We start from the raw sequence: 23,428 nt of genomic DNA on the forward strand, positions 1-23,428 counted from the left end.
CGCCGCCGCCCGCGAAGCGTCACCGTTTATTCGCTCGCCCGCGTCCCCCCGACGATGAGCGTTCCCTGCGTCGCCGTCGACCGCGAGCGCGGCGAGACCGTCCGGAGCCGGCTCGCCGACGCCGACGCTCTCGACGGCGACCACCGGATCGCGGTCGAGGACGACACGATCTACATCCCCGTGTCCGGTCGCGACCGGGTGCCCGCCGACCTCGCCCACCGGATCGTCGAGCGCGATCCGGAGCGACGGGACCGACCGACGGCGCCCGCGGAGATCCTCGGCTACGAGCCCTCCTTGGAGCGACTGGGCGACATCGTCATCGTCGACGAGGACGACGACGAGCGCGCCCGCGAGATCGCGTCGGCCGTGATGGACTCCGACATCCCCTGCGAGACGGTCCTCAACCGCGCGTCGCCGATCGAGGGCGAACTGCGAGTCCGGCGGTGGGACGTGCTGGCCGGGGACGGCACGGAGACGGTCCACCGCGAGTACGGCCACGAGTTCGCGCTCGACGTGGCCGAGGTGTACTTCTCGCCGCGGCTCGCGACGGAGCGCCACCGCGTGATCGAGCAGGTCGAATCCGGGGAGTCGGCGGTCGACATGTTCGCCGGCGTTGGGCCGTACGCGGTGCCGATGGCGTCCCGCGGCGCCGACGTGGTCGCGTGCGACCTCAACGAGCGCGCCGTCGAGTTCCTCCGCGAGAACGCCGCGCGAAACGGGGTCGCAGCGAGCGTGACCGCGGTCACGGGCGACGTGCGGGAGCTCGCCGACGAGTACGCCGACACGGCCGACCGCCTCGTGATGAACCTCCCGCACTCCGCGGACGAGTTCCTCGACACGGCGGTCGCGCTCGCTGGCGACGACTGCGTCGTCCACTACTACGACATCCAACACGAGGACGACCCGTTCGGCCCGGGGCGCCGCGCGATCGAGGCGGCCGCGGGCGACGCCTACGCGGTCGACGTCGAGACCGAGCGCGTCGTCAGGTCGTACGCCCCCCACGAGTACAACGTCTGTCTCGACGTGCGCCTGACGCGTGCCGGCGACTGACCCGGTCGCGACGCGCCGCCTCGGAACACCGGCACGACATGTCAGGGTGTCCGTTTATGAGTGTTACTCTCTAACATGTGTTCGCATGAGCGACGCCGCAGACTCCGAGGAGCGCATCGACGAGACGACCACCTGGCCGGAGCTTGCGATCGGGCTGTACGACCGACTCACTGGCCGGAACGCCGAGATCCACTACCAGTTCGAAGAGATGACCGTCGAGGTGCCGAGCGGCACGGGCGACGACGCCGAGCACGCCGAGTGGCGCGTCGACGGCGGCGTTCGGATCACGACGCGTGAGCGGGACTGACTCGCGGGACGCCCTCTCGGTCGCGACCGACGACCTGACCCTCTCGGTCGACGGGGTCGACGCCGCGGTCCACGCGACGGACCGGCGGCTGTTCGTCGAGGTCGAGCGCGTCGGCGACGCCCTCCGAGTCGCTCGGCGGCTGCCGGGCGAGTCGGTCTCGAACCGCGCGGTTGCGGAGCTGGTGCGCGCGGGGCTCACCGCCGAGATCAGGGTCCAAGGGCGGACGGTTGCGGTCGCGGGGGCGGACGCGCGACCCGGCCCGCTCGCGCACCGTCTCGGCGTCGCGCCCGCGGAACTGCGGCTCGCGGGAGTCGTCGGCGCGGGCTACGGCGGCCTCTCCGCGACGGTCCGTCGAGCCCGGCGGCTGTTCGCGTAGCGTCGGGCGGCGAGGAGCGCAGCGGCGCCGCTCGCGAGGAGCGGTCCGGACAGCGAAAAGGCCGCGGCGCCCCGAGGGGGGTGGGGCGGCGCGGCCGGGGCCCGTCACATGACAAGCGGTCGCGGCGTTGGTCGTCGGACCAGAGGCGATTTTGCGCTTGGCGCGTCGGCGACGCGTTTCACACGGTAGCCGCGACGGAACGCTATTGGGGATGACGGCCGCGCCGAGGCGCCGTGGGGTTGACGGCCGGCGAGGCTATCGTCGCCCGGTACGGGCTTCGACCGGGCACGCACCGCCGAGGGATTCGATCCCCGCCGTCTCGGCACGCGGGCGGTGTTATCACATCTAGATTGAGGTTCGAACGCGTATTTAGTCTTTTTCCTTATACACTTGTATTGTGTTCCGTTTTCTTGTGTGTATCTGAATAGAATACGTGGGTATTCGGTACGTGCGTCCGGTTACTATCGGTGTAATTTGCCGGTTCCAGCGCGCCATTCGGCGCGTCGGATCGCCGTCCCGTCCCCGTTTCGGAACCCTTATTTTTCCGTCCGGGAATTGAAGCATGCGTGCCGGAGTAGCTCAGCTGGCAGAGCGATTCCTTCGTAAGGAATAGGTCGAGGGTTCAAATCCCTCCTCCGGCTTCCTGCTGCGAACAACGTGAGCAGCGGAAGCCAAAGCGGGATTTGAATCAGAGAGTGGAGCGAAGCGAAGCGACCGTGGTTCACAATCGCCACCTCCGGCTCTTCTGACGGCACGAAGCCGAGTCGAAGCGCTGTGGCTCACGCGCTTCGGGGTTTTCCTCTCGATAGCTCTGTTGAATCCCTCGGTAAGTGGTAGATATCGATTTGCTGCGGCTCATAGGGGTGAACTACCGACAGCAGGGTTATTCGGCGGGAAACTGTACGTGGTCTATGACGAGCGCACAGCAGAACGAGTTTCTGGCCGAGTTCAACGAGCGGATAGATCGCCTCCCGGACTCCGTCGACCGAGCGGCGATCAAGCGGATACAGTTCGTCGCGTACGTTCTCGACGAGGGCGTCCGCGTGCCGGGAATCGGGTATCGCATCGGTATCGACCCGCTGCTCGGTATCCTCCCAGGGGCGGGAGACGTACTCACCGGCGGAATTTCGCTGTATATCGTGGTCGAGGCGGCCCGTCTCGGCGTGTCCTACACGACGCTGCTCAGAATGATAGCGAACATCTCCCTGGACGTACTCGTGGGAACGGTCCCGGTCGTCGGCGACCTCTTCGACGTCGCTTGGAAGGCCAACACGCGCAACTTCGAACTGGTGATAGAAGCACTCGCTGCGGACGCGTAGGAGCCCACCGAGACTCTCGCTCCGAGACTCCAAATCAGGAAACTCCGATCGTTCGGTCACCGGTACTCGTCCCCTGGTTTATATTATCTAAACAATATTAGGCGTGTGATTATCTACCATGGGCACGTATCGGCATATATGCGACCAGAATACGACCACGACGCCGAAGAAGTGTACGAGTGTTTCAAATGCGGCCGGCGAACAGACTCACCCGGCCAGTGTCAGTGCGGGGGAGAACTGTGTCACATCGGTCGCTCGCGGGACCTGTGACTCGGACCGAACCGAGTCGGGCGCAGACCGCCGTCGGTTCGGTCAGTCGCCGCCGGTAGCGTCGCGCTCGTCGTTATCATCGTTCCTGTCGCTTTCACCGCTCCCGCCGCTTTCATCACTCCCGTCGTCGCTCTCCTCGCCCTCCGTTCCCTCGCCCGCGTCCGCCTCCGGGTCGTAGTCGGGGAGCGAGAGGACGTTCTCGCGGCCCAACCGGAAGCCGTCGAGGTCGCCCTCGTCGCGCAGCCCGGTCACCACCTGACTCGTCTTCGCGGCCGTCCAGTCGAGCTCCTCGGCCACCTGCTTCTGTTTCATCCGCCCGCCCCGCGACTCGATGAGCCGAAGCACCTGCTCCTCGTTGCTCAGCAGGTCGCTGTCGACGGGCGGCGCCTCGCCCGACGCGCCCGCCGATTCGGTGCCGGCTTCCGCGTCGTCGCCGTCGTCGGACGCCGAGCCGTCGTTCGCGGCAGCGTCGGCGCCCGCTGCGCCCGCCGCACTCGCCGGCTCGCCCTCGGTCGCGTCGCTCTCGGTCGCGCCGGCTCCGCCGGCAGACGCGACGGCTCCCGCGTCCTCGACCGTGTCGTCGCCCCGCCGGCGGTAGGCGACGGCGCCCCCGGCGACGACGAGTGCGGCGAGGAGCGCCGCGATTCCGGCGGTCGGGAGTCCGGAGAGCGGCCCCGCGGGCGCGACCGCGACCCGCGGTTGGCCGGCCGAGAAGTCGACCGGGCCGTTCCAGACGACGGACCGCTCGCGGACCTCGCTCGGCTCCGGCGTCGTCTCGCCGAGTCGGTACCCCTCCGGCCACGAGATGATGAGCGACGAGGGGTCGTCTAAGAACAGCCCGTCGACCGCGTCGCCGACGCGCAGTCGGTCGCCGTCGACGGCGGCGAAGTTCGTCCACTCGAACCGGTAGGTCAACACGCCGTACGCCTGCGGGAGCTCGCGGCGCTCCGCGGTGACGGTCGCGTTCGAGACGGTCATGTTGCGGCCCGTCGTCGACTCCGCGGTCGCCGCGGTCGAGACCATCCGGTCGCGGAACCGGGTTGTGTACGCCTCGGTGTCGTTCTCGACGTCCGCCCGGAGCTGTTCGAACGCCTGTTCTTCCTCGTCGGTGGCGAGCCGAATCCGGTACTCGACGGTCCACTGCGCGTCGCCGTCCGGCCGGACGTCGACTTCCATCGACACGTCGTCCGGTTCGACGTCCATCTGGGCGAAGCCGCCCTCGAACGGGGCCGCGCCCGCGCCGCCCGCGCCGAGCGCGAGGCCGACGGCTCCGAGGAGGGCGACGACGGCGAGAAGGATCGGCGCTCGCTGCACAGATTACGTCACACGGACTGCCGGTAAATTCCTTCCCATCCGGGACGGATTCGGCCCGCCACCCCGACTCGCGACACCCTGGCGTGCCCGTTCACGGCGCCGCGTCGCTCACGCATCGAGGCGCGAGGGGCCGCTCACGACCGCGGGCGAGGCGTCCGCGACGGTTTCGACCGACGGAGCGTCCGCGCCGGGGTTCGAGCCGTTCCCGCCGGGACCGTCGTCGTCGGGACCGCCGTCGTTCGAACTGCCGTTGCTTGAAGCGCCGTCGTTGGGACCGCCGTCGTTCGAACCGCCGTTGCTTGAAGTGCCGTCGTTCGAACCGCCGTTGCTTGAAGCGCCGTCGCTCGGACTGCCGCTGTTCTCGGACCCGCTCTCGGAGCTGCCCGGCGAGCCTGACGAGGAATTGTCGGCGCCGTCGCCGGTCGCGTTACCGTCTCCTGGCGAGCCGACCGGAGAAGACCCGTTCGGGCTCTCCGCTCCGGGTGATCCGGTCGTGCCGTTCTCCGGCCCCGATCCCGGCGATCCGGTCGTGCTGTTCCCCGGTCCCGGCGATCCGGCCGTGCCGTTCCCCGGACCCGCCGTGCCGTTCCCCGGACCCGCCGTGCCGTTCCCCAGGCCCGATCCGGGCGTCCCGACTGACCCGTTTCCCGAGCTATCCCCGGGCGCCCCCCCGCCGGGCGGCCCCGCGTCTGCCGGCGGCCCGCGTTCGGTGCCGTTCCCGGGGGGCCCGCGCCGTTCGGGTCCGACCGGCCCGCCGACACCGTTGCCGGCCACGCCGCGGGCGATGGCGGCGACCTCGGGGCCGCTGAGCTTGTTCGCGCGCTCTCGTAGCGTCGCTACCCGCTCGTCGTCGACGCCCGTCTCGTTGCGGACGGACGGCGGGAGCTCGGCGGCTGCGCTCGCGCTCCGGTTCAGCCCGCGGGAGAGCGTCTCGATCCGCGCGGTCGTCGTCGCCATCCGCGCGGCGTACGCACCCTGACTCAGCTCGCCGGCATCGCGGCGCTCGCGCAGCTCCCGCTGCTGTTCTTCCAGCTCCGCGAGCCGCTCCTCGGTCCGGTTCAGCCGGTCTGCGACGACGGCGGCGCGGCTCTCGTTGGTCTCGGCTTCCCGGAGTCCGACCTCGAAGGCGCGCGACTCGACCTCGCCTTCGATCTCGGCCCCCTGAACGCCGACGACCCCGGCGAGCCGCTCGCCGGGGCTCAGGTCAGTCGTCGCGTTCGCGGCGCTCGCGTTCTCGCCGTCGCTCGCGTTGGTCGGCGAATCGGTCTGCGGCGCCACCGGCCCCGCCGGCGCGGCGGCGGCGGCCCCGGCGATCACCGCCGCGGCGACGGCCGCGACGACGAGACTGGCAATCCATCGGTTCATTACCAGCCCGTTCGCGCTCCGTCCCTATATATCCGAAACTCCGTTAACTCGGATCAACGCGGATTAATCGCATGACGTGACGGGGAAGGGGAGAGATCGAGAAAACGCGGTCGCGGCCGGGGACCTCGCGGCGACTCAGTACGTCTTCGCGAAGTAGGCGGTCCGCTCCGCGTCGGCGTCGCACATCGCGCACGTCTCGTCGTGGCCGTCGCCGACGAGGGAGTCCTCGTCCTCGAACGGGACCATCACGATCTCCGCGGCCATCGGCTCCTTGATCGGCTCCTCGCAGGCCTCGTCGCCGCACCACGGCGCCTTCACGTAGCCGCCGTGCTGGCCGAGCGTGCCGAGGATGTCCGCGCGGTCGTCGGCCTCGCGCACGCCGTCGTCGAGGGTCTCCTCGGCGGTCGCGTACAGCTTGGCGTATATCTCGTCGAACTCGTCGCGGACGGTTTCGGCCACGCCCTCGCGGTCGACCGCGACGCTCTCCCCGTCGGGGCGGTGGACGAGCGTGAGTTCCTCGTCGTCGACCTCGTGGGGGCCGATCTCGATCCGGAGGGGAACGCCGTTCAGCTCGTGTTCGTTGAACTTGAACCCGGGGTTGCGCTCGTCGCGGTCGTCGAGCTCGACGCGGACCCCGGCCTCATCGAGGTCGTCGGCCACGCCTTCGGCGTACTCAAGCACGTCGTCTTTCGTGTCCTCCTGCCAGATGGGGACGACGACCACTTGGGTGGGCGCGACGGTGTGTGGGAGGACGAGCCCCTGCTCGTCGGAGTGCGTCATGATCAGCGCGCCCAGCGCGCGCCACGAGAGCCCCCACGAGGTGGTGTGGGCGACGCGCTCCTCCTCGTCCTCGTCGGAGTAGGTGATGTCGAACGCCTCCGCGAACGACTGCCCGAGGTGGTGAGAGGTGCCCGCCTGGACCGACTTCCCGTCGGGCATCAGCGCCTCGACGGTCGTCGTCGTGTCCGCGCCGGGGAACTTGTCGTGGTCCGGTTTCTGCCCCTTCAGGACCGGCAGCGCGAGCAGGTCCTCGTAGACGGACTCGTACTGGTCGAGCCGCGTCATCGTCTCCGTCCACGCGTCCTCGCTCGTCGCGTGCGCGGTGTGGCCCTCCTGCCAGAGGAACTCCTTCGTGCGGAAGAACGGCTTCGTCTCGGTGGCCTCCCACCGGACGACGGAGCACCACTGGTTCACGCGCAGCGGGAGGTCGCGGTGGCTCCGAACCCACTGCGAGATGTACGGCGTGATGATCGACTCGGAGGTCGGGCGGACCGCGAGCCGCTCTTCGAGCTCCTTGTTGCCCGCCTCGTCGACCCACGCGACCTCGGGGTCGAACCCCTCGACGATGTCCTTCTCGCGTTCGAGGTACGACTCGGGGATGAAGAGGGGGAAGTAGGCGTTCTGGACGCCGGTGTCCTTGAACTTCGCGTCGAGGAACCCCTGGAGGCGCTCCCAGATTGCGTACGCCCGCGGGCGGGTGACGATGAAGCCGCTCATCCCCTCCGGCCCGTAGTCCGCGAGGCCGGCCTTCCGTACGACCTCGGCGTACCACTCGCCGGTGTTGTGCATCTTGGACTCGGTGATCCCGAGCTCCTGGTCGTCGTCGCTCATTACTCCCGAAAGCGGGTGTCGCGGGCTTAAAAGGTCCGAACCCGAGCGCCGCGCCGCGGTCGCCGACGCGGCCGCGACCCCGGCGACCCAAGGTCGCGCCACCGCGGTACGGACCGATTACCGCGCGAAACGGAGTAAATCTGCGCGAATTCGCGGCCGCGGTCGCGGCGCCGTCCGCGTCGAACCGAATCTGTCGGCTTCCCCGTCGAGCGTTCACGTCCCACGCGGACGGAATTCGCGGAAACGTTAACCGCCTCGCGTCGCCTACTTCGCCCATGGACCTGTCGGGGCTGCGTCGACACGCGCCGCAGTCGCTCGCCGGGCGGCGGGAGGCGGCGGTGCTGGCGCCGGTGATCGCGCGCGGCGGCGAGGCCCACCTCCTCTTCACCAAGCGCGCCGCGCACCTCGGCGAACACCCCGGGCAGATGAGCTTTCCCGGGGGCGGCCGCGAGCCGATCGACCGGACGCTGACGGACACCGCGCTGCGCGAGGCCGACGAAGAGGTCGGGATGCGGCCGACGGAGGTCGACGTGCTCGGCCGGCTCGACGACACGCGCACCTCCTCGCAGTACGCGGTCCGCCCGTTTGTCGGCGTCGCGCCCGACCGCGAGTACGTTCCGGACGAGTCGGAGGTCGCGGAGGTCGCGGTCCTCTCGGTCGACGCGCTCACCGACCCCGCGAACTACGAGTCGGAGCGCCGCGTCGGCCACCCGGAGTACGGCGACCACCGCGTCCACTACTTCCACGTCGACGGCTACACCGTCTGGGGCGTGACGGGCCGGATGGTGGTGCAGCTACTCGAGCGGACGACCGACTGGCGCGCGCCCTCGGAGCCGGATCGGGTGGTCGGGGCGGACGCCGAACTGCCTATCTGACTCTTCATGCTTTCGGCGTCTTCGGCCCCGACCGCTCGCATATTTGTGCGGCTCCGGTGGACCCCTCAGCGACTGCGAGGGATTAGTTCGTCACCCATGTGTTGTAGCCTCAGCGCTGCTTTTATATTGTAAAGGTTGTAAGGATGTACAACGAGGCTCAGGCCCTATCAAGTAAGGCGGGTGGGTGGACAGAGCCTCGTACTGTACCGAATTCAGCGTCAGACGCGCCACAGGGACCTAGACCACCCCTGTAGGTGTACAGCCATGAAGACCGACCATGTCCAACGCAACAAAAAGAATACCAGTAACCGAAGAACGATGGAAAGAGCTGAACGAGCTAAAGTCCGCAGGGAAGACCTACGACGATCTGCTGGAGGAACTGATCAAAGAGCACCGACGGCGTCAGCTTGCCAACAAGGTCCGCGAGGTTCGCGAGGCGGACACGGAGGAACTGACGCCGCTTGATGAGCTATAACGTCCTGCTCGCAGAAGACGCACGCGAGTACGTTTCCGCGCTCGACGAGAAGAGTACACGGATAATCAAGGAGAACCTCCGGAAGCTGGCCGAAGAGCCGTATCCACGTCCCGGGGCCGGCTCTGGCGACCGTGAGAAGCTAACTGTCGACGGTGAAGAGATCTACCGGCTCCACATCGGCCGTACTCACACCGCCTTCTACGACGTGCTGGAAGAGCTGGAAGAAGTCCGGGTGGTGGAGATCGTCGACATCGACGAAGCGCACAAACGCTACGGCTAATCGCTACTCGCAGAACATCTGCGCCCTGTATTCAGCACGCCCGAGAGACGGTATCATCGCTTGCGAATTTCAACGCAGCCGTTTATTTACAACCGACGTTAACAAGAGTGACATCCGGACACGCAACTGCGTAATCGTCCGTCGATGACATCGCGACAACCGGCCCCGCCGCCATCACTCGGCCGGGTCGACTTCGAGCCGCAGCGTCAGGTCTGCGCCGTCGGCCAGCGCGGCCACGAGGTCGCGGTCGAGGTCGGCCGCTGCGCCGTCGCCGTCGACGAGGATAGTGCGCTCGTCGTCGGTGTAGTCGCTCGTGCGGCCGACCATCGAGCGGTCGTCGAGCAGCGCGAGGTCGGGGTCCCCGCGGCCGGTGACCGTCTCTCGGTACTCGCCGTCGTCCGCGTCGACGACGAGCGTCGCCTCGATCGTCGCGTCCGAGTCTTGGCACGCCTCGCGGAACTCGGCCGAGAAGTCCCGGGGCGTCCGGTCGGCCTCGACGCCGACGATACAGTCGCCGGCGGGCGTGAGCCAGTCGTCGGTCGTGAGTTCGAACGTGCTCGCGTGTCCGGCGGTGACGTTCTCGTGGCCGACCGCGCGCACGACCTCAACGCGGGGGTCGTCGTCGTCGGTCCGCGAGTCGTCGGTGCCGATTCGCGGGGCGTCTGCGTCCTCGTCGCTCATTGCCGTCGGCTCGGCCGCGGCGCGACAAGTGGCCGTCGCTTCGGCGGCGGGGTCGGTTCGCGGGCGGCGAGGTCGGTTCGCGGGCGGCGGTCCCCGCCGTCAGACGTCGGCGCCCTCGGCGAGCGCGGGGACGAGGCGCGCGGGGTTCTTCGCCAGTACGCGGCGCATCAGGTCCTCGGAGACGTCGAGGGTGAGCACCTCCATCACACCGACGTTGGGGTGGACGTCGGGCGCGCCGGAGCCAAAGAGCACGCGGTCTGGGTGTTCCAACACGCCACGTTCGAGCACCTCGCGGTACCGCACCGCGCTCGTGTCGACGTACAATCGGTCGTACTCGTCGAGGAGATCCAGCGTCCGGTTCATCAGTTCGGCGTCCAGCGGGTAGCCGCCGAAGCTCCCCAGCACGACCGGGAGGTCGTAACCGAGCAGCTCCGTCTCGACCGCCTCGGGCGGGAACGCCTGCCCCGCGTGGACGAAGAGCGGGAGGTCGGCGTCCTCCAACCGAGACAGCACGTCCTCGTCGGGGAGGCCGTCGACGTGGGGCGCCAGCGTGAACCCGTGAAACCGGTCGTCGTAGGAGTACTGCTCGACGTCGTCCGGCCGGGTGTGGTGGTCGTCGCGCTCGGCGCGGAGGTTCCGGACGACCGAGACGGGGCCGGTTCCCGGGTCGCGGGGGCCGTTAAGACGGGCGAACGCGACGAACGGCCGGTCGATGGAGAGGCGGGCGACGGCGTTGTTCGCACGGAGGTAGCTCTGCCCGGCGGCGCGCTGCCCGGGGCTCGCGACCGCGCGGACGATCCCCGCCTGGAGCATCTCGCGTTCCAGCCGCTCCGGTGAGATGTCTCGCCCGTGGGTGGCGACCGACGACTCGTCGGGGTCGAGGGTCGCGCGGGTGTCGACGATCCGGAAGTCGTGTTCGAGCCCGAGCATGGCCGCTCTCTACCGGCCCGTCTCGGGCGACCCGCATGTGCCTGTCGGTCGGTCGACGAATCCGTGGCGCGCGCTACCCCCTCCCGCGCCCGTCACGGCCCCGCGGTCGAGACGATCTTGATCACGTCGCCCTCGCTCAGCTCCCGGTCCTCGCCGATCCGCCGGGAGGCGCGCGCGTCGACCGCGTGGAGGTACCCCTCCCCGATGTCCGAGTGGACCGCGTACGCGAGGTCGGGCGGGGTCGACCCCGAAGGAAGTAGGAAGGCGTCGGGGAGCACGTTGCCGGTTCCGTCGGTCCACTTGCCGGCGTCCTGGACCGGGTACGCCGTGATGCGGTCGAGTAAGTCGTAGACGGCCGCGTTCAGCGCCGCCGGGACGCCCGTCCCGTCGTACTCGGCCATCGACTCGCGGAGCGCGTCGAGGCCGGCGCGCTGGTCGTCGGAGACGTCGCCGACGATCTCGAAGGACTCGTCGCCCGGGTCGTAGTCGACGACGCCCGCCTCCGCCGCCCGGCGGAGGGCGAGTTCGCCGTCGGCGGTCGCGGGGATCACGGGTTTGTCGGTTCCCTCGCGGATGCGCTCGACCGCGCCCGCCGGCGCCGCGTCGACCTTGTTCGCGACGACGACGATGGGCTTGGTGCGGCGGCGGACCGCCCGCGCGAGCGCCTCGCGGTCGCCCTCGGTCCACGCCTTCGGGTCGTCGGGGTACTCTAAGCCGCGGAGGACCCTCGCGACGTCGTACTCGGTCGCGCCGAACCCGGTGAGCATGTCCGAGAGCGCGGCTTCGAGGTCGAAGTCCGGCGAGCGCGACTTCCGCTCGACGCTCTCCCAGTTGCGGTCGACGATGCCCGCGAGCCAGAGGTCCATCTCCTCCTCGATGAAGTCCACGTCGTCGAGGGGGTCGTGGCTCCCGACCTCGACCGGCTCGCCCTCGGCGTTCGTCGCGCCCGAGGCGTCGACGACGTTCACCACCACGTCCGCGTTCGTCAGTTCGTCGAGGAACTGGTTACCGAGCCCCTTCCCCTCGTGCGCGCCCGGCACGAGTCCGGCCACGTCGAGGAGTTCGATTGGGACGTACCGCTTCCCGTCGTGACAGTTCTCGTTGCCGCAGCGCTCCTCGCGGTCGAGGCACGGGCAGCGCGTCCGGACGTGGGTCACCCCGCGGTTGGCGTCGATGGTCGTGAACGGGTAGTTCGCGACGTCGACGTCGGCCATCGTGGCGGCGGTGTAGAAGGTGGACTTGCCGGCGTTCGGCTTGCCCGCGAGCGCGACCGTGAGCATACTCGACGGTCGCGGCCCCGCGAAAAGCGCCTTTCGGTCGGCCGCGGGGACGTGTTGAGAGACAGTTGTAGCAGGCGGTGCGGCGGCGCGTGCCTGCGAGGCCGCTTTGCGGCCGAGCAGCACCGCGCGAGGGACGCCGCGAGCGACCGGAGGAAGCGAGCGGCGAGGCTGGGGAGGCGTGAGGCTGCGGTGCTGTGCGGTGCGGGTGGGACTCAAAGGGGCAGCCGTGAGGACGAAGCACGCCGCAGTAAGCACCGCAGCGAGGGAGCGAACGAAGTGAGCGACCGAGTGAGGCGCGCAACAAGGCGCGCGAGTCCTCACGGCTGGGGCTTTGGAGGTGTTTGTCCCCGTTTGGGCCCTGTCAAAACCCTATTTTCAGACACGTTCTCGTCTGAACAATCGGTCGCTGAAGCCTGCGACTTGATCGATAGCGAGGGTGATTGAATCAGTATAGTTGATCGGTTGTTCATAGGTCGGATTGTTGTGTTGCTGGCAGATGTTTAAACGTAGTTTGCTCAGATCGTCGATGAACACCGCCAAAGCCCCAGCCGCGAGGCGGGCGCACGCTCGCTGCGCGCTTCACTCGGTCGTTCACTCCGTTCACTCCCTCGTTCCAGTGCTTGCGTCGCCTGTGCCCGCCTCGCGGCTGCCCCTTTGAGTCCCACCCTACACCGCACAGCCCCGCACCTCACGCCTCCCCAGCCTCGTCGACCGTCCTCCGCTTCGCTCCGGCCGGTCGACTCCCTCGCGGGCGGTTCGCGGTCGCCTGCGGCGACCGCTCACCGGCGCGCCACCGACATAACTGAGCACTCCTTGCTTCGTCTGTACTGAGCGATTCGTGAGCCCCTGTACTGATCGGATACGGTTCAGAACGTATCCCCCGCTGAGGATTTCAACAGATCTCCGTCCGTTGTCAGCCCGTCATCTGAGAACGATGAGCGCGTCAGCGGAGAGAATAACCGCTCTACCGCCGCGACCAACTCACAGATCTACTTCCGAGCGACGATCCGCAACACGTCCTCGTCGGCCAACTCGTGGCCCTTCCCGACCTGCTGGTCGTCGTGTTTGGCGCTCTCACCCGAAACGCGCGCAAATTTAAACCGCTCGTCGAACTCGCCGCCGAGCTTCGAACAGGCGTCGCCGACGGTGTCGCCCTCGAATAAGATCAGGGGCTCCTCGTAGTCGACGCCGCGGCCCGGTTTGTCCATATAAATGCGAATCACGCCCAGCTCCTCCCAGAGGCGCTCCTTGAGGCCGTCGAGGCCGAGCCCCTCCTCGGCGGAGATAAAGATGACGTCGTCGGGGTCCAGGTCGCGCTCCCGTAGTTCCTCCTTCACGGTCGGGAGGTAGCTCTTGTCGATGAGGTCCGCCTTGTTGACGGAGACCATCGAGGGGAGGTACTCCCGGTTGTCCATCACGGCGTCGACGAGCTCGTCGATGGTGAGGTCGTGGGGGATGGTGACCTTCGCGTTGACGTAGCCGTACTCGCGGAGGACCTGCTTGACCGTCTCCTCGTCTAAGCTCACGTCGTCGCTCATCGTCACGCCGAGCCCGTCCTTGTGCGTCTTCCGAATGTTGATGTTCGGCGGCTCGGTGTCGAGCCGGATGTTCGTGTTGTACAGCTCCTCGCGGAGTCGGTCGTACTGCTCGATCTCGAAGACGGAGAGCATGAACACGACGAGGTCCGCGGTTCGAACGACCGAGAGGACCTCCTTGCCGCCCCCGCGGCCGCCCGCCGCGCCCTCGATCAGCCCCGGCACGTCGAGGATCTGGATGTTCGCGCCGCGGTACTGCAGCATGCCCGGGTTGACGTCGAGGGTGGTGAACTCGTAGGAGCCGACCTCGCTGTCTGCGTTGGTGAGGGCGTTGATGAGGGTGGACTTGCCGACGCTCGGGAACCCAACGAGCGCGACCGTGGCGTCGCCGTGCTTCTCGACCGCGTAGCCGTGGCCGCCGCCGGCGGAGGACTGGTTCTCCAGCTTCTCTTTCTTCTCCGCGAGCTTCGCCTTCAGGCGCCCGATGTGTGCCTCCGTGGACTTGTTGTAGGGCGTCTCGGCGATCTCCTCGCGGAGGTCTTCGATCTCCTCCTCCAGTCCCATTACCCGTTTCTCGGCCGCTCGGCTCGTTAAAGGTGTTCCTTCGAACCGCGGGCTCGGCGACGGGGACCGAATCGACCGACCGCGCTCCGCGAACCGGCGAATCGACGCCGAGGGAGTGGTTGGACCGCCGATACTTCGACACGGTTATATTAGCGACGGATAATCCTCAATTACGCCGAATGCCAGACCCGTCGAGTCTTCGCGACAGTACGCAGATCGTCCTCCCGCGGCGCGCGCTCGACGGGCACCGGGAGTGCCTCGAAAACCGGTTCACCGTCACCGTCGTCGAGACAGCCGAACAGTACCGGATCATCGGCAGCCCGGTGGAGATCAAGGCCGCGAGCGACTACCTCGCCCGCAACGGCGTCGCCGTCGCGTAGCGCCGTTCCCTCCTCGCCCGTCCACCGACTCCCTCAGCCGTCCCCCCGTTCGGCGGGTTGAAGTCACCGCTCGCCGAGGCCACGTGACGATGGTCACTCGTCGGTCGCTGCTCGCCTCGGGCGTCGCCGGTCTCGGCGGGGTCGCCGGCTGTGCTGCCGCCCCGTCCGGGCTCGACGCCGGAAACGGCACCGCGGACGGCAACGACGACGCGGACAGCGACGACGCGGACAGCGACGGCGGAGACGCGGACGCGACGCGGATCGGCTTCGTCGGCGACCTGATGCTCGGCCGCAGCGTCGCCGACCGCTGGGCCGACGCCGACGACCCGGCGGGCGTCTGGGGGACGACGCTTCCGCGGCTCCGCGAGCTCGACGCGCTCGTCGGGAACCTGGAGTGTTGCGTCTCCGACCGCGGCGAGCGCTGGCCGGACAAGGCCTACTACTTCCGGTCGCCGCCGTCGTTCGCGGTCCCCGCGCTGGAGGCGGCGGGGGCCTCCTTCGTCTCGCTCGCCAACAACCACGTCCTCGACTATCAGGAGCCCGCACTCCGTGACACGCGGACCCACCTCGCGGAGGCCGGGATCGCTCGCGCCGGCGCCGGCGAGGACGCCGACGAGGTGCTCGAACCCGCGACGTTCGAGGCCGGCGACCTCACGGTGGCCGCGTTCGGTCTCACCGACCAGTCCACGGCGTTCGCGGCGACCGACGCCGACCCGGGTACCGCGTTCGCGCGCCTCGACCCCGCCGCCCGCGAGACTCGGACCCTCGTCGACGACGCCCTCGAGCGCGTCGCCGACCTAGACCCGGACCTCGTCGTCGCCTCGCTCCACTGGGGACCGAACTGGGAGACCGAGCCGCGCGCGGTCCACGAGCGGTTCGGCCGCTGGCTCGTCGAACAGGGGGTCGACGTCGTCCACGGCCACAGCGCGCACGTGCTCCAAGGCGTCGAGGTGTACGAGGGCCGCCCGATCATCTACGACGCGGGCGACTTCGTCGACGACTACGTCAGCTATCGCGACCGCGAGGGCGTCTACAACAAGCGGAGCGCGCTGTTCGAACTCGTCGTCCGCGACGGCGACCTCGCCGCCCTCGACGTCCTCCCGACCGAGATCGCCGACGAGACCGCGGGGCTGGCCGACGGCGAGGTCGCCGAGTGGGTCCGGGAGACCGTCGCCGAGCGTTCCGCGGCGTTCGGCACCGCGGTCGAGGGCGTCGACGGCGAGCGCGACGGCGGACGACTGCGGATCCCGCTCGGCGACCGGTGACCGGACCCTCCGCGGGCGTCCAATCGACTTCGACCGCACGGGAACGGCGCGGCGTGTCCCGGGTATCGCCTCGGCGACGCGTCGGCCGCGGCGGTGAACTGAATTTCAGTAAGCCGCGTTACAGAAATATCATTCAGATTACTATTATGGGTGTACGCCCCGTTCGAACTGATATGGTAGGACACGCAGCCGGTCCGGTGTCGACCCGCAGACGCGACGAAACGACGGCGCCGGCTCCGCGGACGGCAGCCGGAGTCATCCCGTTCGTCCTGTTGCCCGTCGCGGTCGTCCTGGCGGCGAGCTACCCCGTCACGACGGCCGCGGTCGTCGGCGGCGTCGCGCTCGCGAAGCTCCACCGCCGAGCGCGAAGGGGTTGGAAACGGGGCGAAAACGCGCCCCTCGGCCACTCGCGGTGGACGACGCACGACGCGTGAGCCGCGCGGACCGCTCCGACCGTCGCGGCACGTCGAGGGTCCCGATCGTCCCGTGGCCCCCGCGACCGGTAGACCAATCAACCTGAAGCGCGATACGGTCCGGTACCCTTCCAGACGATGACCGACTTCGATCCCGAGGCCGCGGCGTCGTTCGACGCGCTCGGTCAGGAGGTACGCATCGGTATCCTCGAGGCGCTGGTGCAAGAGCGGGTCGACGACCCCCGGAACCCAGGGGCGAGCTTCTCCGAGCTCCGGGAGCGAGTCGGCGTCACCGACTCGGGGCGGTTCAACTACCACCTCGACAAGCTCACCGGGCGGTTCGTTCAGGAGACGGACGCGGGCTACGAGCTCAACGCCGCCGGCCAGGAGGTCGTCGGCGCGGTTCTGTCCCGGAGCTTCGACTCCGAGGGGGAGTCGGGCCCCACCGCCCTGGACGCGCCGTGCCGGGCCTGCGGCGAGACGGCTCGAGCCCGCTACGAGGACGGGAAGCTCTTCGTCGAGTGCGACAACGGCCATCTCAACCACAGCGACTACCTCCCGGGGAGTCTCGTCGAGGAGCGACCGCTCCCGGAGGCGATGGCGCTGGCGACGCTGCTCGGGCAACAGGACCTCGACTTAGTGACCCGCGACGTCTGCCCGAGCTGTTACCGGGAGATCGAGTCGGGCGTCGTGCTGGAGGAGGGGGCGCCGGCGCTGGATGGTCGGTGTCATGACTGCGGCCACTTCTTCCGCGGCCCGGTCTCGCTCGCCGTGCTCACCCATCCCGTGCTCCAGGCGTTCTACCTCGAACGGGGGAGAGACGTCCGCGAGGCCTCCCTGTGGTCGCTGCCGTTCCTGACCGACTCGGACCGCGCGCGCGTCGACTCCGAGTCCCCGCTCCGGGTCACGGTCGACGCGTCGTACGACGGCGACGCGCTGCGTTTCTCGCTCGACGAGGACGCTTCCGTAATCGAGTACCACGTCGAGCGGATCCGCGCGGAGCGCGATTGACCGCTCCCCGACCGAGCCGTCCTGTCTTCCCCACGGCGCCGCGCGTCGGCCAGAGTCGCCCCCGCGCCCTGCTGGGGTCCAAACCCTATTGCGTTTCATCCCCCAACGGGGACCGTGACGAACACCAACCGCGAGTGGCTTCTCGCCGAGCGGCCGACGGGCGAGCCCGATCAGGACAGCTTCGAACTGCGCGAGACCGACGTCTCCGCCCCCGAGCCGGGCGAACTCCTCGTCCGCATCCGGTTCCTCTCGGTCGACCCGTACATGCGCGGCCGGATGCGCGACGCGGAATCGTACGCCGAGCCCTGGGACGTGGGCGACGCGCTCAGGGGCGGCGTCGTCGGCGAAGTGGTCGAAACGGAGAGCGACGCGTACGACACGGGCGACCTCGTGACCGGCGAAGGGAAATGGGCCGACTACGCGACGCTCGACGCCGACGACGTCGCGCCCGTCGACCCGACGGTCGCCGATCCCGAGGCCTACCTCGGCGTCCTCGGCATGCCCGGCCGGACGGCCTACTTCGGGCTCCTCGAAGTCGGCGAGCCGAAGCCCGGCGACACGGTCGTCGTCTCCGGCGCGGCGGGCGCGGTCGGCTCCGTCGTCGGCCAGATCGCGAAGCGCAACGGCTGCCGCGTGGTCGGCTTCGCCGGCAGCGACGAGAAGACCGACTGGCTCACCGAGGACCTCGGCTTCGACGCCGCGATCAACTACAAGACGACCGACGACTACCGCGCCGCGCTCGACGAGGCGGCGCCCGACGGCGTCGACGTCTACTTCGACAACGTCGGCGGCCCCATCACGGACGCCGTGTTCACGAAGCTCAACCTCGACGCGCGGGTCGCGGTCTGCGGCCAGATCGCCCACTACAACGACGAGGAGGTCCCGACCGGCCCCCGCAAGCTTCCGCAGATTATCCCTGTTCGAGCCCGAATCCAGGGGCTGCTCGTCGGCGACTTCGCGACCCGATTCGGCGAGGCCAGCGAGCGTCTGGGCCAGTGGGTCGCGAGCGGCGACCTGAAACACCGCGAGACGGTCGTGGAGGGGTTAGAGAACGCCCCCGACGCCTTCCTCGGACTCTTCTCCGGGGACAACATCGGTAAGCAGGTGGTACGGGTGTCAGCGGGGGAGCGGTAGGCGCGGCCCGCTCGAACGCGTCACTCGGGGGACGCGGCTCAGCGGTCGCTGCGGTCGCCACCGCCGCGCGGGAACCGCCGGCAGGGCTATACGACACTGAGATGTATCAATACGGATGAACGTATTTCGCTGGGCCGCTGTCGCGCTCGTCGCGGCCGTCATCGTCTTCGCCGCCGCGTACGCGGTCTTCGCGGGCGTCCTGATCGGGTCCGACGTGGCGTCGTACTCGTCGGACGGCGTGACCGTGCCGGACCTCGCGTACGAAGACACCCTCACCCGAGCAAGCGCGGCCGGGTACGCGGTCGAGCGCGTCGGGTCGAGCGGGTTCCACCCGGAGGGAATCGACGAACTCGACGCCGAGCTCGGCCCGGAGTACGAGGCGTGCAGGGTCACGTTCGACCACTCGGAGACGAAGCGGCTGTGGGCCACGTTCTACGCGGACGAGGGCGTCACCGTCGTGACCGTCTTCGCGGACGACAACCGCGGCGAGTTCACCGTCGACGACCTCCCGCCCGAGGAGTGGCTCGTCGATCGGCTCACGCTGCTGTTCGAGATGGACGAGGCGACCGCGGAGGGGTACGTCGAGGAACTGCGAGCGGACGTCCGCGCTACCGACCCCGGCGAGCCCGGGGCGAGCACTCCGGAGATGCGGGTCGACGAGCCGGTCGCGTTCCGCGCGACGTACGAGGAGCTGACCGCTCGTGCGACGACGACCACCGAGCGCTCCGTCCCGGGCTCCGGCCAGCACGCTCGCGAGTACTACGCGGGCGAGGAGCGGCTCGGCGGGATCGACTTCGTCCTCCCGCGGGCGACCGTCACGAACGAGGCCGACGGGTACACCTACCGCGTACACCTCGATTATCACGGCGGGATCGAGGTCGACGCCCAGACGCGCGCTTCTCGATCCTTCGAGGACGACGACGTTCGCGCGGCCTTCCGGCGGATGTTCGAGGAGATGGGAATCCCGCCGGAGACCGCCGACCACCTACGGCTCGAGTACCGGGGGAGCGTGTGGTGAACGGGTTCGCTCCGCTCTCTCGTTCACGCGCGGGACCGGATTTGAACCGGAACCAGACGTGCTCGCTTCGCTGCGCGCGTCTGGTAGGGTTCGAATCCTCCGCGCATACATGCCTCTCACGTTCGTTCGAGGCAGTATGCGCGGGACCGGATTCGAACCGAGGCGAGAAATGCTCGCTCACTCCGTTCGCTGCGCCTTTCTCGCTGGGCTCAAATCCGCTCCTGCTCTCTCGCTCAGTCGCTACGCTCCTTTGCTCAGTGCGCGGGACCGGATTTGAACCGGCGGACCCCTACGGGATAGCGTCCTAAGCGCTACGCCTTTGGCCTGGCTCGGCAACCCGCGCGCAAACCAGCGTACGCGAAACCGACTCAAGAACCTGACGAACTGCCAGCTGCGAGTCTATTTATAAGTGCGGTGGCGCGTGCCGACGAGCGGCCACAGGCCGCGAGTCGCACGCGCGAGGGAGTCGCTGGCGCCGCGGGCGCCAGCGACGAGGCTGGGGAGGCGTGAGGCTGCGGTCCCGCGAGCAACGCGAGCGGGAGCACGGAAGTCGCAGCCCGCGCAGCGAACGAAGTGAGCGAGCAGGACCGTCTTCCGGAGGTGCGGTTGCGGTCGGGTGGGCCTCACAGCTGGGGCTTTGGCGGTGTTCACTGTGTTGCCGTGGTCAGTTATTTATTAGCGAGCGGCTGGGGCTTTGTACGTGTCCGTCGACGCTCCGATGTCGTGATCCACTTATAAACCGCTCCCACCAAACTACACTCCAGCCTATCAGCAGTACTCGCAGTCGCAGTAGACCTCACAAACCCGGTTGTCACAGTCCGCCCCTCGCGCGGAACAGTGCTCGCGACCGTGCCGGATCAGCAACACGTGAAGCGGGTAGATCAGCTCGTCGGGCACCCGCTCGTCTAACACCTCGTGAGCGCGCTCGTTGGACGCCGACTCCGGGACGAGCCCGAACCGCTTCGAGACGCGCTCCACGTGGGTGTCCACCGCCATCGTCGGCTTCCCGAAATGGAAGTTCAACACGACGCTGGCGGTCTTCGGGCCGACACCCTTGATCTCGGTGAGCCAGTCTTTCGCCTCGTCGGTCGGCATCGCGTCGAGGAACGCCAGCGAGTACGCGCCGCCGGTCTCCTCGCGGATCGCGGTCAGCGCGCGCTGGATCCGCGCGGCCTTCTGGTTAGCGAGCCCCGCCACGCGGATCGTCTCCTTCAGCTCCTCGTGGTCGGCGGCCTCGATCGCCGCGAAGTCGTCGTAGCGGTCGAACAGCGCCTCCGAGGCGCGCCGCGTGTTCGCGTCGGCGACGTTCTGCGAGAGAATCGTCGTCACCAGCTGGCGGACGCCCTCTCCCGGCTCGGCCGTCGGGTCCGCGCCGTGCTCGGCCACGCGATCGACCGGGTCGTACAGCGACACGAGGTCGTCGTGAAGCGCCCGGACCCGCGTCTCGTCCCACTGCTGTGTCGACATACGCGCGCTACGTGCGCTGCCGACTTTAGGCCGACGGCCGCGAACGATTTCAGCGCGTCGACCGGGGGCGACCCTCCGACCGCGGCCGCGGGCCGTTTATATATCTCCCTCGACTACTCCGGCGCGTGTACCGGGCGAGCGACCGAGTCGACAACGAGGCGTGGATCGAACTGGTCGAGAAGGCGTGCGCCTCGCTCGATCTGGACGAGCAGACGCGCTCGACCGCGGTCGACCTCTTCCTCTCCCGCGCTCCCGACGACGACCGGGGGAAGCGCGTCGCGGCCGCCGCCAGCCTCTACGCCGCCGGCCTGATCCGCGGCGAGGAGCGGTCGCAGTCCGCCGTCGCCGACGCGATGGACGTCTCGCGTCTCTCGGTCCAGAAGCGCTGGAAGCCAATCTTAGAAGACGCGGGCTTCTCGCCGCCCTCGTGGTGAGCCGGTCCCCGGAGCCCCGCCGGGTACCACGGTCGGCGACCGCTACCGCGGCGTCGCCACGACGCCGAGGTGGTCCTCGTGGTACCGATCCAACCGCCGCGTCTCCAGGATCTCGTACGCCTCCCGGAGCCGGTCGAGCGCGCCCTCGAACACCGCGTCCGGCTCCGCGGTCACGTCCTCGCTTCGCGCCTTGATCGCCAGCAGCAGCCGCCCGTCGTCGGCCAGGAACCGCGCGTTGCGCACGGCGACGTCGGCCTGCCCGCGCGTGGCCACGTCCTGGACGATCGCGTCCACGTCGCTCTCGACGACGTGCGCGTACGTCTCCGGCTTCCGCGCGTCCTTGAGCAGCGGGAACAGCCGCTTGCGGGACGCCGCGGCGTCGAGCAGGTCCCGCGCCGGTCGGGGCGCGAACTCGACGGCGTAGGTCGGCCCCGCGAAGTCGGCGACGTGGCTCACGGTGGTGCCGCTCGCGGCGCCGAGGTAGAGCACCGTCTCGCCGCCCGTCAGGCCGGTCTCGAACCCGAGTTCGAGCATGCCGCCGAGCTTCGACCGCTCGGGGTCCCACGCGCGCCAGCCGTCAGCCGTCGGCTCGCCGTACACCGGCTCGCCCCGGGTCGCCAGCCGCTCCTCGCCGTCGACCTCGCGGCGCTCGACGCCGTCCGGGAGCGCCGGCTCACTCATCGGCGGCCCCTCCGTCGGTCGCCGCGTCGTCGCCGGCGCGGGCGCGGATCGTCGCCATCCGCTCGCGGAGGTCGTCGTGGAGCTGCGCCCGACGCTCGCCGGCGTAGTGGTCGGCGCGGGCCGCGAGCGTCAGCTTCCCGGCAAGCGCGCGCGCCGCGGAGCCGCGGTCCTCGGGCCGCGTCCCGCGGACGTACTCGTGGGTGTAGATGATCCCGTGTTTCGGTGAGGGCGCGCGTCCTGAGAGGTGCGCGAACAGCGCGTCCTCGGCGCCGAGCACCTGGACCGTCCCGGAGGGCTTCTTCGCGAGCGACTCCAGCCCGCCCGCGAGCGCGATCAGCCGCGCGGCCAGCTCCGGGCCGGCCATCTCGGCGAGGTTCGGCGCGACCGCGGGCGCGACCCGGCCGATCGTCTCGGCGAGTTCGGCCCGCTCGTCGTCGAGTTCGGCGGCGCGCGCCGCGAGGGACACCGCCCGCCGCTCCGCCTCGCTCTCGGGCTCGCGCGCCGCGACCGCCCGCGCGCCCTCGATTCCGGAGCCGACGTCGTCGAAGAGGCTCCCCGTCCACTCGACGGCGCGCTCGGCGAGCTCGTTGGCGACGCGCTCGGTATCGTCCATCGCCCGGACCGCGTGGATCAGCTGCGCGTCGTCGGCGCGCTCGCGCTCGCGGACCGCCTCGCGGGTCGCGCGCGTCGTCGCGGCTTTGAGCCGATCGTAGTACTCGTCCGTGTCGGCCGCGAACCCGGAGTCCACGGCGTGCGCCGGCCAGTCCGCGGGCGACGCGGCGGTCCCGTCGCGTACCCGCGCCGCGGCCGCCGCGGTCGCTCTGCTGTCGCTCTCCGTCTCGGTGTCGGTCTCGTCCGTCGCGTCCGACGGCAGCGCCTCGAACCAGCCGTCTCCGCCGTCGGACGCTGCGCTCGCGTCCGGTCCGGCGTCGGTGTCGCTCATTGCCGCCGGCTACTCGCCCCGGCGGTATAGACGTTCCCGATGCGGCTCGGCGGTCGTCCGCCCGCGGACGGTCGCGCGAGCGCGTCGGTTCCGTCGCCGTCTCGGTTACGCCGCGTCGGCCTCGGCGCCCTCGTCGCCGTCAGTATCGGCGTCGTCCTCGCCGTCGTCGGCGAACACCCCGCCGGCGCCCGACTTCAGTTCGGCGAGGGTCGCCCCCGCCAGCCCGCCGAGCGCGCCGCCGGTGCTGGCCGCGTTCCGGCTCCACACCCCGCCGACCGCGGCGCCCACCGCGGCGCCGACGGCCGCGTACTTCGCCCTGCTCAACGCTGTTCGGATTCGGGATCCCATACCTCCCTATTTCTTGTCTGCTCATAAAAATGTGTCTGCGAAAACCACTAATTCGCGCGGTCGACGAGGGAGAGTAGGGCGCTGCCGCTCCGGAATCGGGTC

At 69.3% G+C, this 23,428-nt stretch carries 26 protein-coding genes and 2 tRNA genes; 16 read left to right on the top strand and 12 right to left on the bottom strand.

The window, feature by feature from the left end:
* Nucleotides 1–54: 54 nt before the first annotated feature.
* The 6 genes from F3H13_RS12765 (at nucleotide 55) to F3H13_RS12790 (ending at nucleotide 3,322) form a co-directional block, all read left to right on the top strand.
* Nucleotides 55–1,050 carry a class I SAM-dependent methyltransferase gene (locus F3H13_RS12765; protein WP_149799402.1) on the top strand — a complete coding sequence of 332 codons (996 nt, stop codon included), beginning with the start codon at nucleotides 55–57 and terminating at the stop codon, nucleotides 1,048–1,050.
* A gap of 85 nt (nucleotides 1,051–1,135) precedes the next feature.
* Nucleotides 1,136–1,357, top strand: a complete 222-nt coding sequence (locus tag F3H13_RS12770) for a hypothetical protein (RefSeq protein WP_149799403.1) — start codon at nucleotides 1,136–1,138, stop codon at nucleotides 1,355–1,357.
* A complete protein-coding gene (locus F3H13_RS12775) occupies nucleotides 1,344–1,733 on the top strand; it encodes a peptide ABC transporter ATP-binding protein (protein ID WP_149799404.1) in 390 nt (129 codons plus the stop codon). The genes F3H13_RS12770 and F3H13_RS12775 overlap by 14 nt, the downstream gene beginning before the upstream one ends.
* A gap of 568 nt (nucleotides 1,734–2,301) precedes the next feature.
* Nucleotides 2,302–2,374: transfer RNA gene (locus F3H13_RS12780), tRNA-Thr, on the top strand.
* Between the two features lie 270 nt (nucleotides 2,375–2,644).
* Nucleotides 2,645–3,052 carry a DUF4112 domain-containing protein gene (locus F3H13_RS12785; protein ID WP_149799405.1) on the top strand — a complete coding sequence of 136 codons (408 nt, stop codon included), beginning with the start codon at nucleotides 2,645–2,647 and terminating at the stop codon, nucleotides 3,050–3,052.
* A 138-nt stretch (nucleotides 3,053–3,190) separates the two neighbouring features.
* Nucleotides 3,191–3,322: a rubrerythrin-like domain-containing protein gene (locus tag F3H13_RS12790; protein ID WP_149799406.1), complete on the top strand. Its 132-nt coding sequence runs from the start codon at nucleotides 3,191–3,193 to the stop codon at nucleotides 3,320–3,322.
* A gap of 42 nt (nucleotides 3,323–3,364) precedes the next feature.
* On the opposite strand, the gene F3H13_RS12795 is transcribed toward F3H13_RS12790, so the two are convergent.
* The 3 genes from F3H13_RS12795 to proS form a co-directional block, all read right to left on the bottom strand.
* Entirely contained in the window at nucleotides 3,365–4,636 is a 1,272-nt protein-coding gene (locus F3H13_RS12795) for a helix-turn-helix transcriptional regulator (RefSeq protein WP_149799407.1), read from the bottom strand.
* Between the two features lie 108 nt (nucleotides 4,637–4,744).
* Nucleotides 4,745–6,001 (bottom strand): coiled-coil domain-containing protein, encoded by a 1,257-nt coding sequence (locus F3H13_RS12800; protein WP_149799408.1) that lies wholly within the window; start codon nucleotides 5,999–6,001, stop codon nucleotides 4,745–4,747.
* A gap of 135 nt (nucleotides 6,002–6,136) precedes the next feature.
* Nucleotides 6,137–7,612 carry a proline--tRNA ligase gene (proS, locus tag F3H13_RS12805; protein ID WP_149799409.1) on the bottom strand — a complete coding sequence of 492 codons (1,476 nt, stop codon included), beginning with the start codon at nucleotides 7,610–7,612 and terminating at the stop codon, nucleotides 6,137–6,139.
* Nucleotides 7,613–7,887: 275 nt separating this feature from the next.
* On the opposite strand from proS, the gene F3H13_RS12810 reads away from it, so the two are divergent.
* The 3 genes from F3H13_RS12810 (at nucleotide 7,888) to F3H13_RS12820 (ending at nucleotide 9,242) form a co-directional block, all read left to right on the top strand.
* Nucleotides 7,888–8,487 carry an NUDIX hydrolase gene (locus F3H13_RS12810; protein WP_149799410.1) on the top strand — a complete coding sequence of 200 codons (600 nt, stop codon included), beginning with the start codon at nucleotides 7,888–7,890 and terminating at the stop codon, nucleotides 8,485–8,487.
* A gap of 277 nt (nucleotides 8,488–8,764) precedes the next feature.
* Nucleotides 8,765–8,962: a hypothetical protein gene (locus F3H13_RS12815; protein WP_149799411.1), complete on the top strand. Its 198-nt coding sequence runs from the start codon at nucleotides 8,765–8,767 to the stop codon at nucleotides 8,960–8,962.
* Nucleotides 8,952–9,242 carry a type II toxin-antitoxin system RelE family toxin gene (locus tag F3H13_RS12820; RefSeq protein ID WP_149799412.1) on the top strand — a complete coding sequence of 97 codons (291 nt, stop codon included), beginning with the start codon at nucleotides 8,952–8,954 and terminating at the stop codon, nucleotides 9,240–9,242. The genes F3H13_RS12815 and F3H13_RS12820 overlap by 11 nt, the downstream gene beginning before the upstream one ends.
* Before the next feature lie 174 nt (nucleotides 9,243–9,416).
* Here F3H13_RS12820 and F3H13_RS12825 read toward each other — a convergent pair whose 3' ends face one another.
* The 4 genes from F3H13_RS12825 to F3H13_RS12840 form a co-directional block, all read right to left on the bottom strand.
* On the bottom strand, nucleotides 9,417–9,923 hold the full coding sequence (locus F3H13_RS12825; RefSeq protein ID WP_149799413.1) for a DUF371 domain-containing protein: 507 nt from the start codon (nucleotides 9,921–9,923) through the stop codon (nucleotides 9,417–9,419).
* Between the two features lie 99 nt (nucleotides 9,924–10,022).
* Nucleotides 10,023–10,853 carry an amidohydrolase family protein gene (locus F3H13_RS12830; protein WP_149799414.1) on the bottom strand — a complete coding sequence of 277 codons (831 nt, stop codon included), beginning with the start codon at nucleotides 10,851–10,853 and terminating at the stop codon, nucleotides 10,023–10,025.
* A gap of 92 nt (nucleotides 10,854–10,945) precedes the next feature.
* Nucleotides 10,946–12,133: a redox-regulated ATPase YchF gene (locus tag F3H13_RS12835; RefSeq protein WP_149799415.1), complete on the bottom strand. Its 1,188-nt coding sequence runs from the start codon at nucleotides 12,131–12,133 to the stop codon at nucleotides 10,946–10,948.
* Nucleotides 12,134–13,122: 989 nt separating this feature from the next.
* The gene (locus tag F3H13_RS12840) at nucleotides 13,123–14,232 is read right to left on the bottom strand and encodes an OBG GTPase family GTP-binding protein (RefSeq protein WP_149799416.1); all 1,110 of its coding nucleotides are present in this window, start codon (nucleotides 14,230–14,232) and stop codon (nucleotides 13,123–13,125) included.
* Nucleotides 14,233–14,411: 179 nt separating this feature from the next.
* On the opposite strand from F3H13_RS12840, the gene F3H13_RS12845 reads away from it, so the two are divergent.
* From F3H13_RS12845 to F3H13_RS12870, 6 genes are all read left to right on the top strand, one after another.
* Nucleotides 14,412–14,612: a VNG_1110C family protein gene (locus F3H13_RS12845; protein WP_149799417.1), complete on the top strand. Its 201-nt coding sequence runs from the start codon at nucleotides 14,412–14,414 to the stop codon at nucleotides 14,610–14,612.
* An 89-nt stretch (nucleotides 14,613–14,701) separates the two neighbouring features.
* A complete protein-coding gene (locus F3H13_RS12850; RefSeq protein ID WP_149799418.1) occupies nucleotides 14,702–15,877 on the top strand; it encodes a CapA family protein in 1,176 nt (391 codons plus the stop codon).
* A gap of 173 nt (nucleotides 15,878–16,050) precedes the next feature.
* Nucleotides 16,051–16,311: a hypothetical protein gene (locus tag F3H13_RS12855; RefSeq protein WP_188128069.1), complete on the top strand. Its 261-nt coding sequence runs from the start codon at nucleotides 16,051–16,053 to the stop codon at nucleotides 16,309–16,311.
* 117 nt (nucleotides 16,312–16,428) lie between these two features.
* The gene (locus F3H13_RS12860; protein WP_149799419.1) at nucleotides 16,429–17,301 is read left to right on the top strand and encodes a winged helix-turn-helix domain-containing protein; all 873 of its coding nucleotides are present in this window, start codon (nucleotides 16,429–16,431) and stop codon (nucleotides 17,299–17,301) included.
* 114 nt (nucleotides 17,302–17,415) lie between these two features.
* Nucleotides 17,416–18,435: an NADP-dependent oxidoreductase gene (locus F3H13_RS12865; RefSeq protein ID WP_149799420.1), complete on the top strand. Its 1,020-nt coding sequence runs from the start codon at nucleotides 17,416–17,418 to the stop codon at nucleotides 18,433–18,435.
* A 115-nt stretch (nucleotides 18,436–18,550) separates the two neighbouring features.
* Nucleotides 18,551–19,453 (top strand): hypothetical protein, encoded by a 903-nt coding sequence (locus tag F3H13_RS12870; RefSeq protein WP_149799421.1) that lies wholly within the window; start codon nucleotides 18,551–18,553, stop codon nucleotides 19,451–19,453.
* A gap of 258 nt (nucleotides 19,454–19,711) precedes the next feature.
* Here the strand turns inward: F3H13_RS12870 and F3H13_RS12875 are convergent.
* A tRNA-Leu gene (locus tag F3H13_RS12875) sits at nucleotides 19,712–19,796 on the bottom strand.
* 425 nt (nucleotides 19,797–20,221) lie between these two features.
* Complete coding sequence (locus tag F3H13_RS12880; protein ID WP_149799422.1) at nucleotides 20,222–20,920, bottom strand: endonuclease III domain-containing protein; 699 nt, start codon at nucleotides 20,918–20,920, stop codon at nucleotides 20,222–20,224.
* Between the two features lie 125 nt (nucleotides 20,921–21,045).
* On the opposite strand from F3H13_RS12880, the gene F3H13_RS12885 reads away from it, so the two are divergent.
* Nucleotides 21,046–21,354 (top strand): transcription initiation factor IIB family protein, encoded by a 309-nt coding sequence (locus F3H13_RS12885; protein WP_149799423.1) that lies wholly within the window; start codon nucleotides 21,046–21,048, stop codon nucleotides 21,352–21,354.
* 42 nt (nucleotides 21,355–21,396) lie between these two features.
* On the opposite strand, the gene F3H13_RS12890 is transcribed toward F3H13_RS12885, so the two are convergent.
* The 3 genes from F3H13_RS12890 to F3H13_RS12900 all read right to left on the bottom strand — a co-directional run bounded on the left by F3H13_RS12890 (nucleotide 21,397) and on the right by F3H13_RS12900 (nucleotide 23,326).
* Nucleotides 21,397–22,035, bottom strand: coding sequence for a fibrillarin-like rRNA/tRNA 2'-O-methyltransferase (locus tag F3H13_RS12890; protein WP_149799424.1), 639 nt, complete (start codon nucleotides 22,033–22,035; stop codon nucleotides 21,397–21,399).
* On the bottom strand, nucleotides 22,028–22,978 hold the full coding sequence (locus F3H13_RS12895; protein WP_149799425.1) for an NOP5/NOP56 family protein: 951 nt from the start codon (nucleotides 22,976–22,978) through the stop codon (nucleotides 22,028–22,030). The genes F3H13_RS12890 and F3H13_RS12895 overlap by 8 nt, the downstream gene beginning before the upstream one ends.
* 105 nt (nucleotides 22,979–23,083) lie before the next feature.
* Nucleotides 23,084–23,326, bottom strand: a complete 243-nt coding sequence (locus F3H13_RS12900) for a glycine zipper domain-containing protein (protein WP_149799426.1) — start codon at nucleotides 23,324–23,326, stop codon at nucleotides 23,084–23,086.
* Nucleotides 23,327–23,428 lie beyond the last annotated feature (102 nt).

Source organism: Halorubrum xinjiangense (genome assembly GCF_900102375.1).
GTDB classification, from domain to species: domain Archaea; phylum Halobacteriota; class Halobacteria; order Halobacteriales; family Haloferacaceae; genus Halorubrum; species Halorubrum xinjiangense.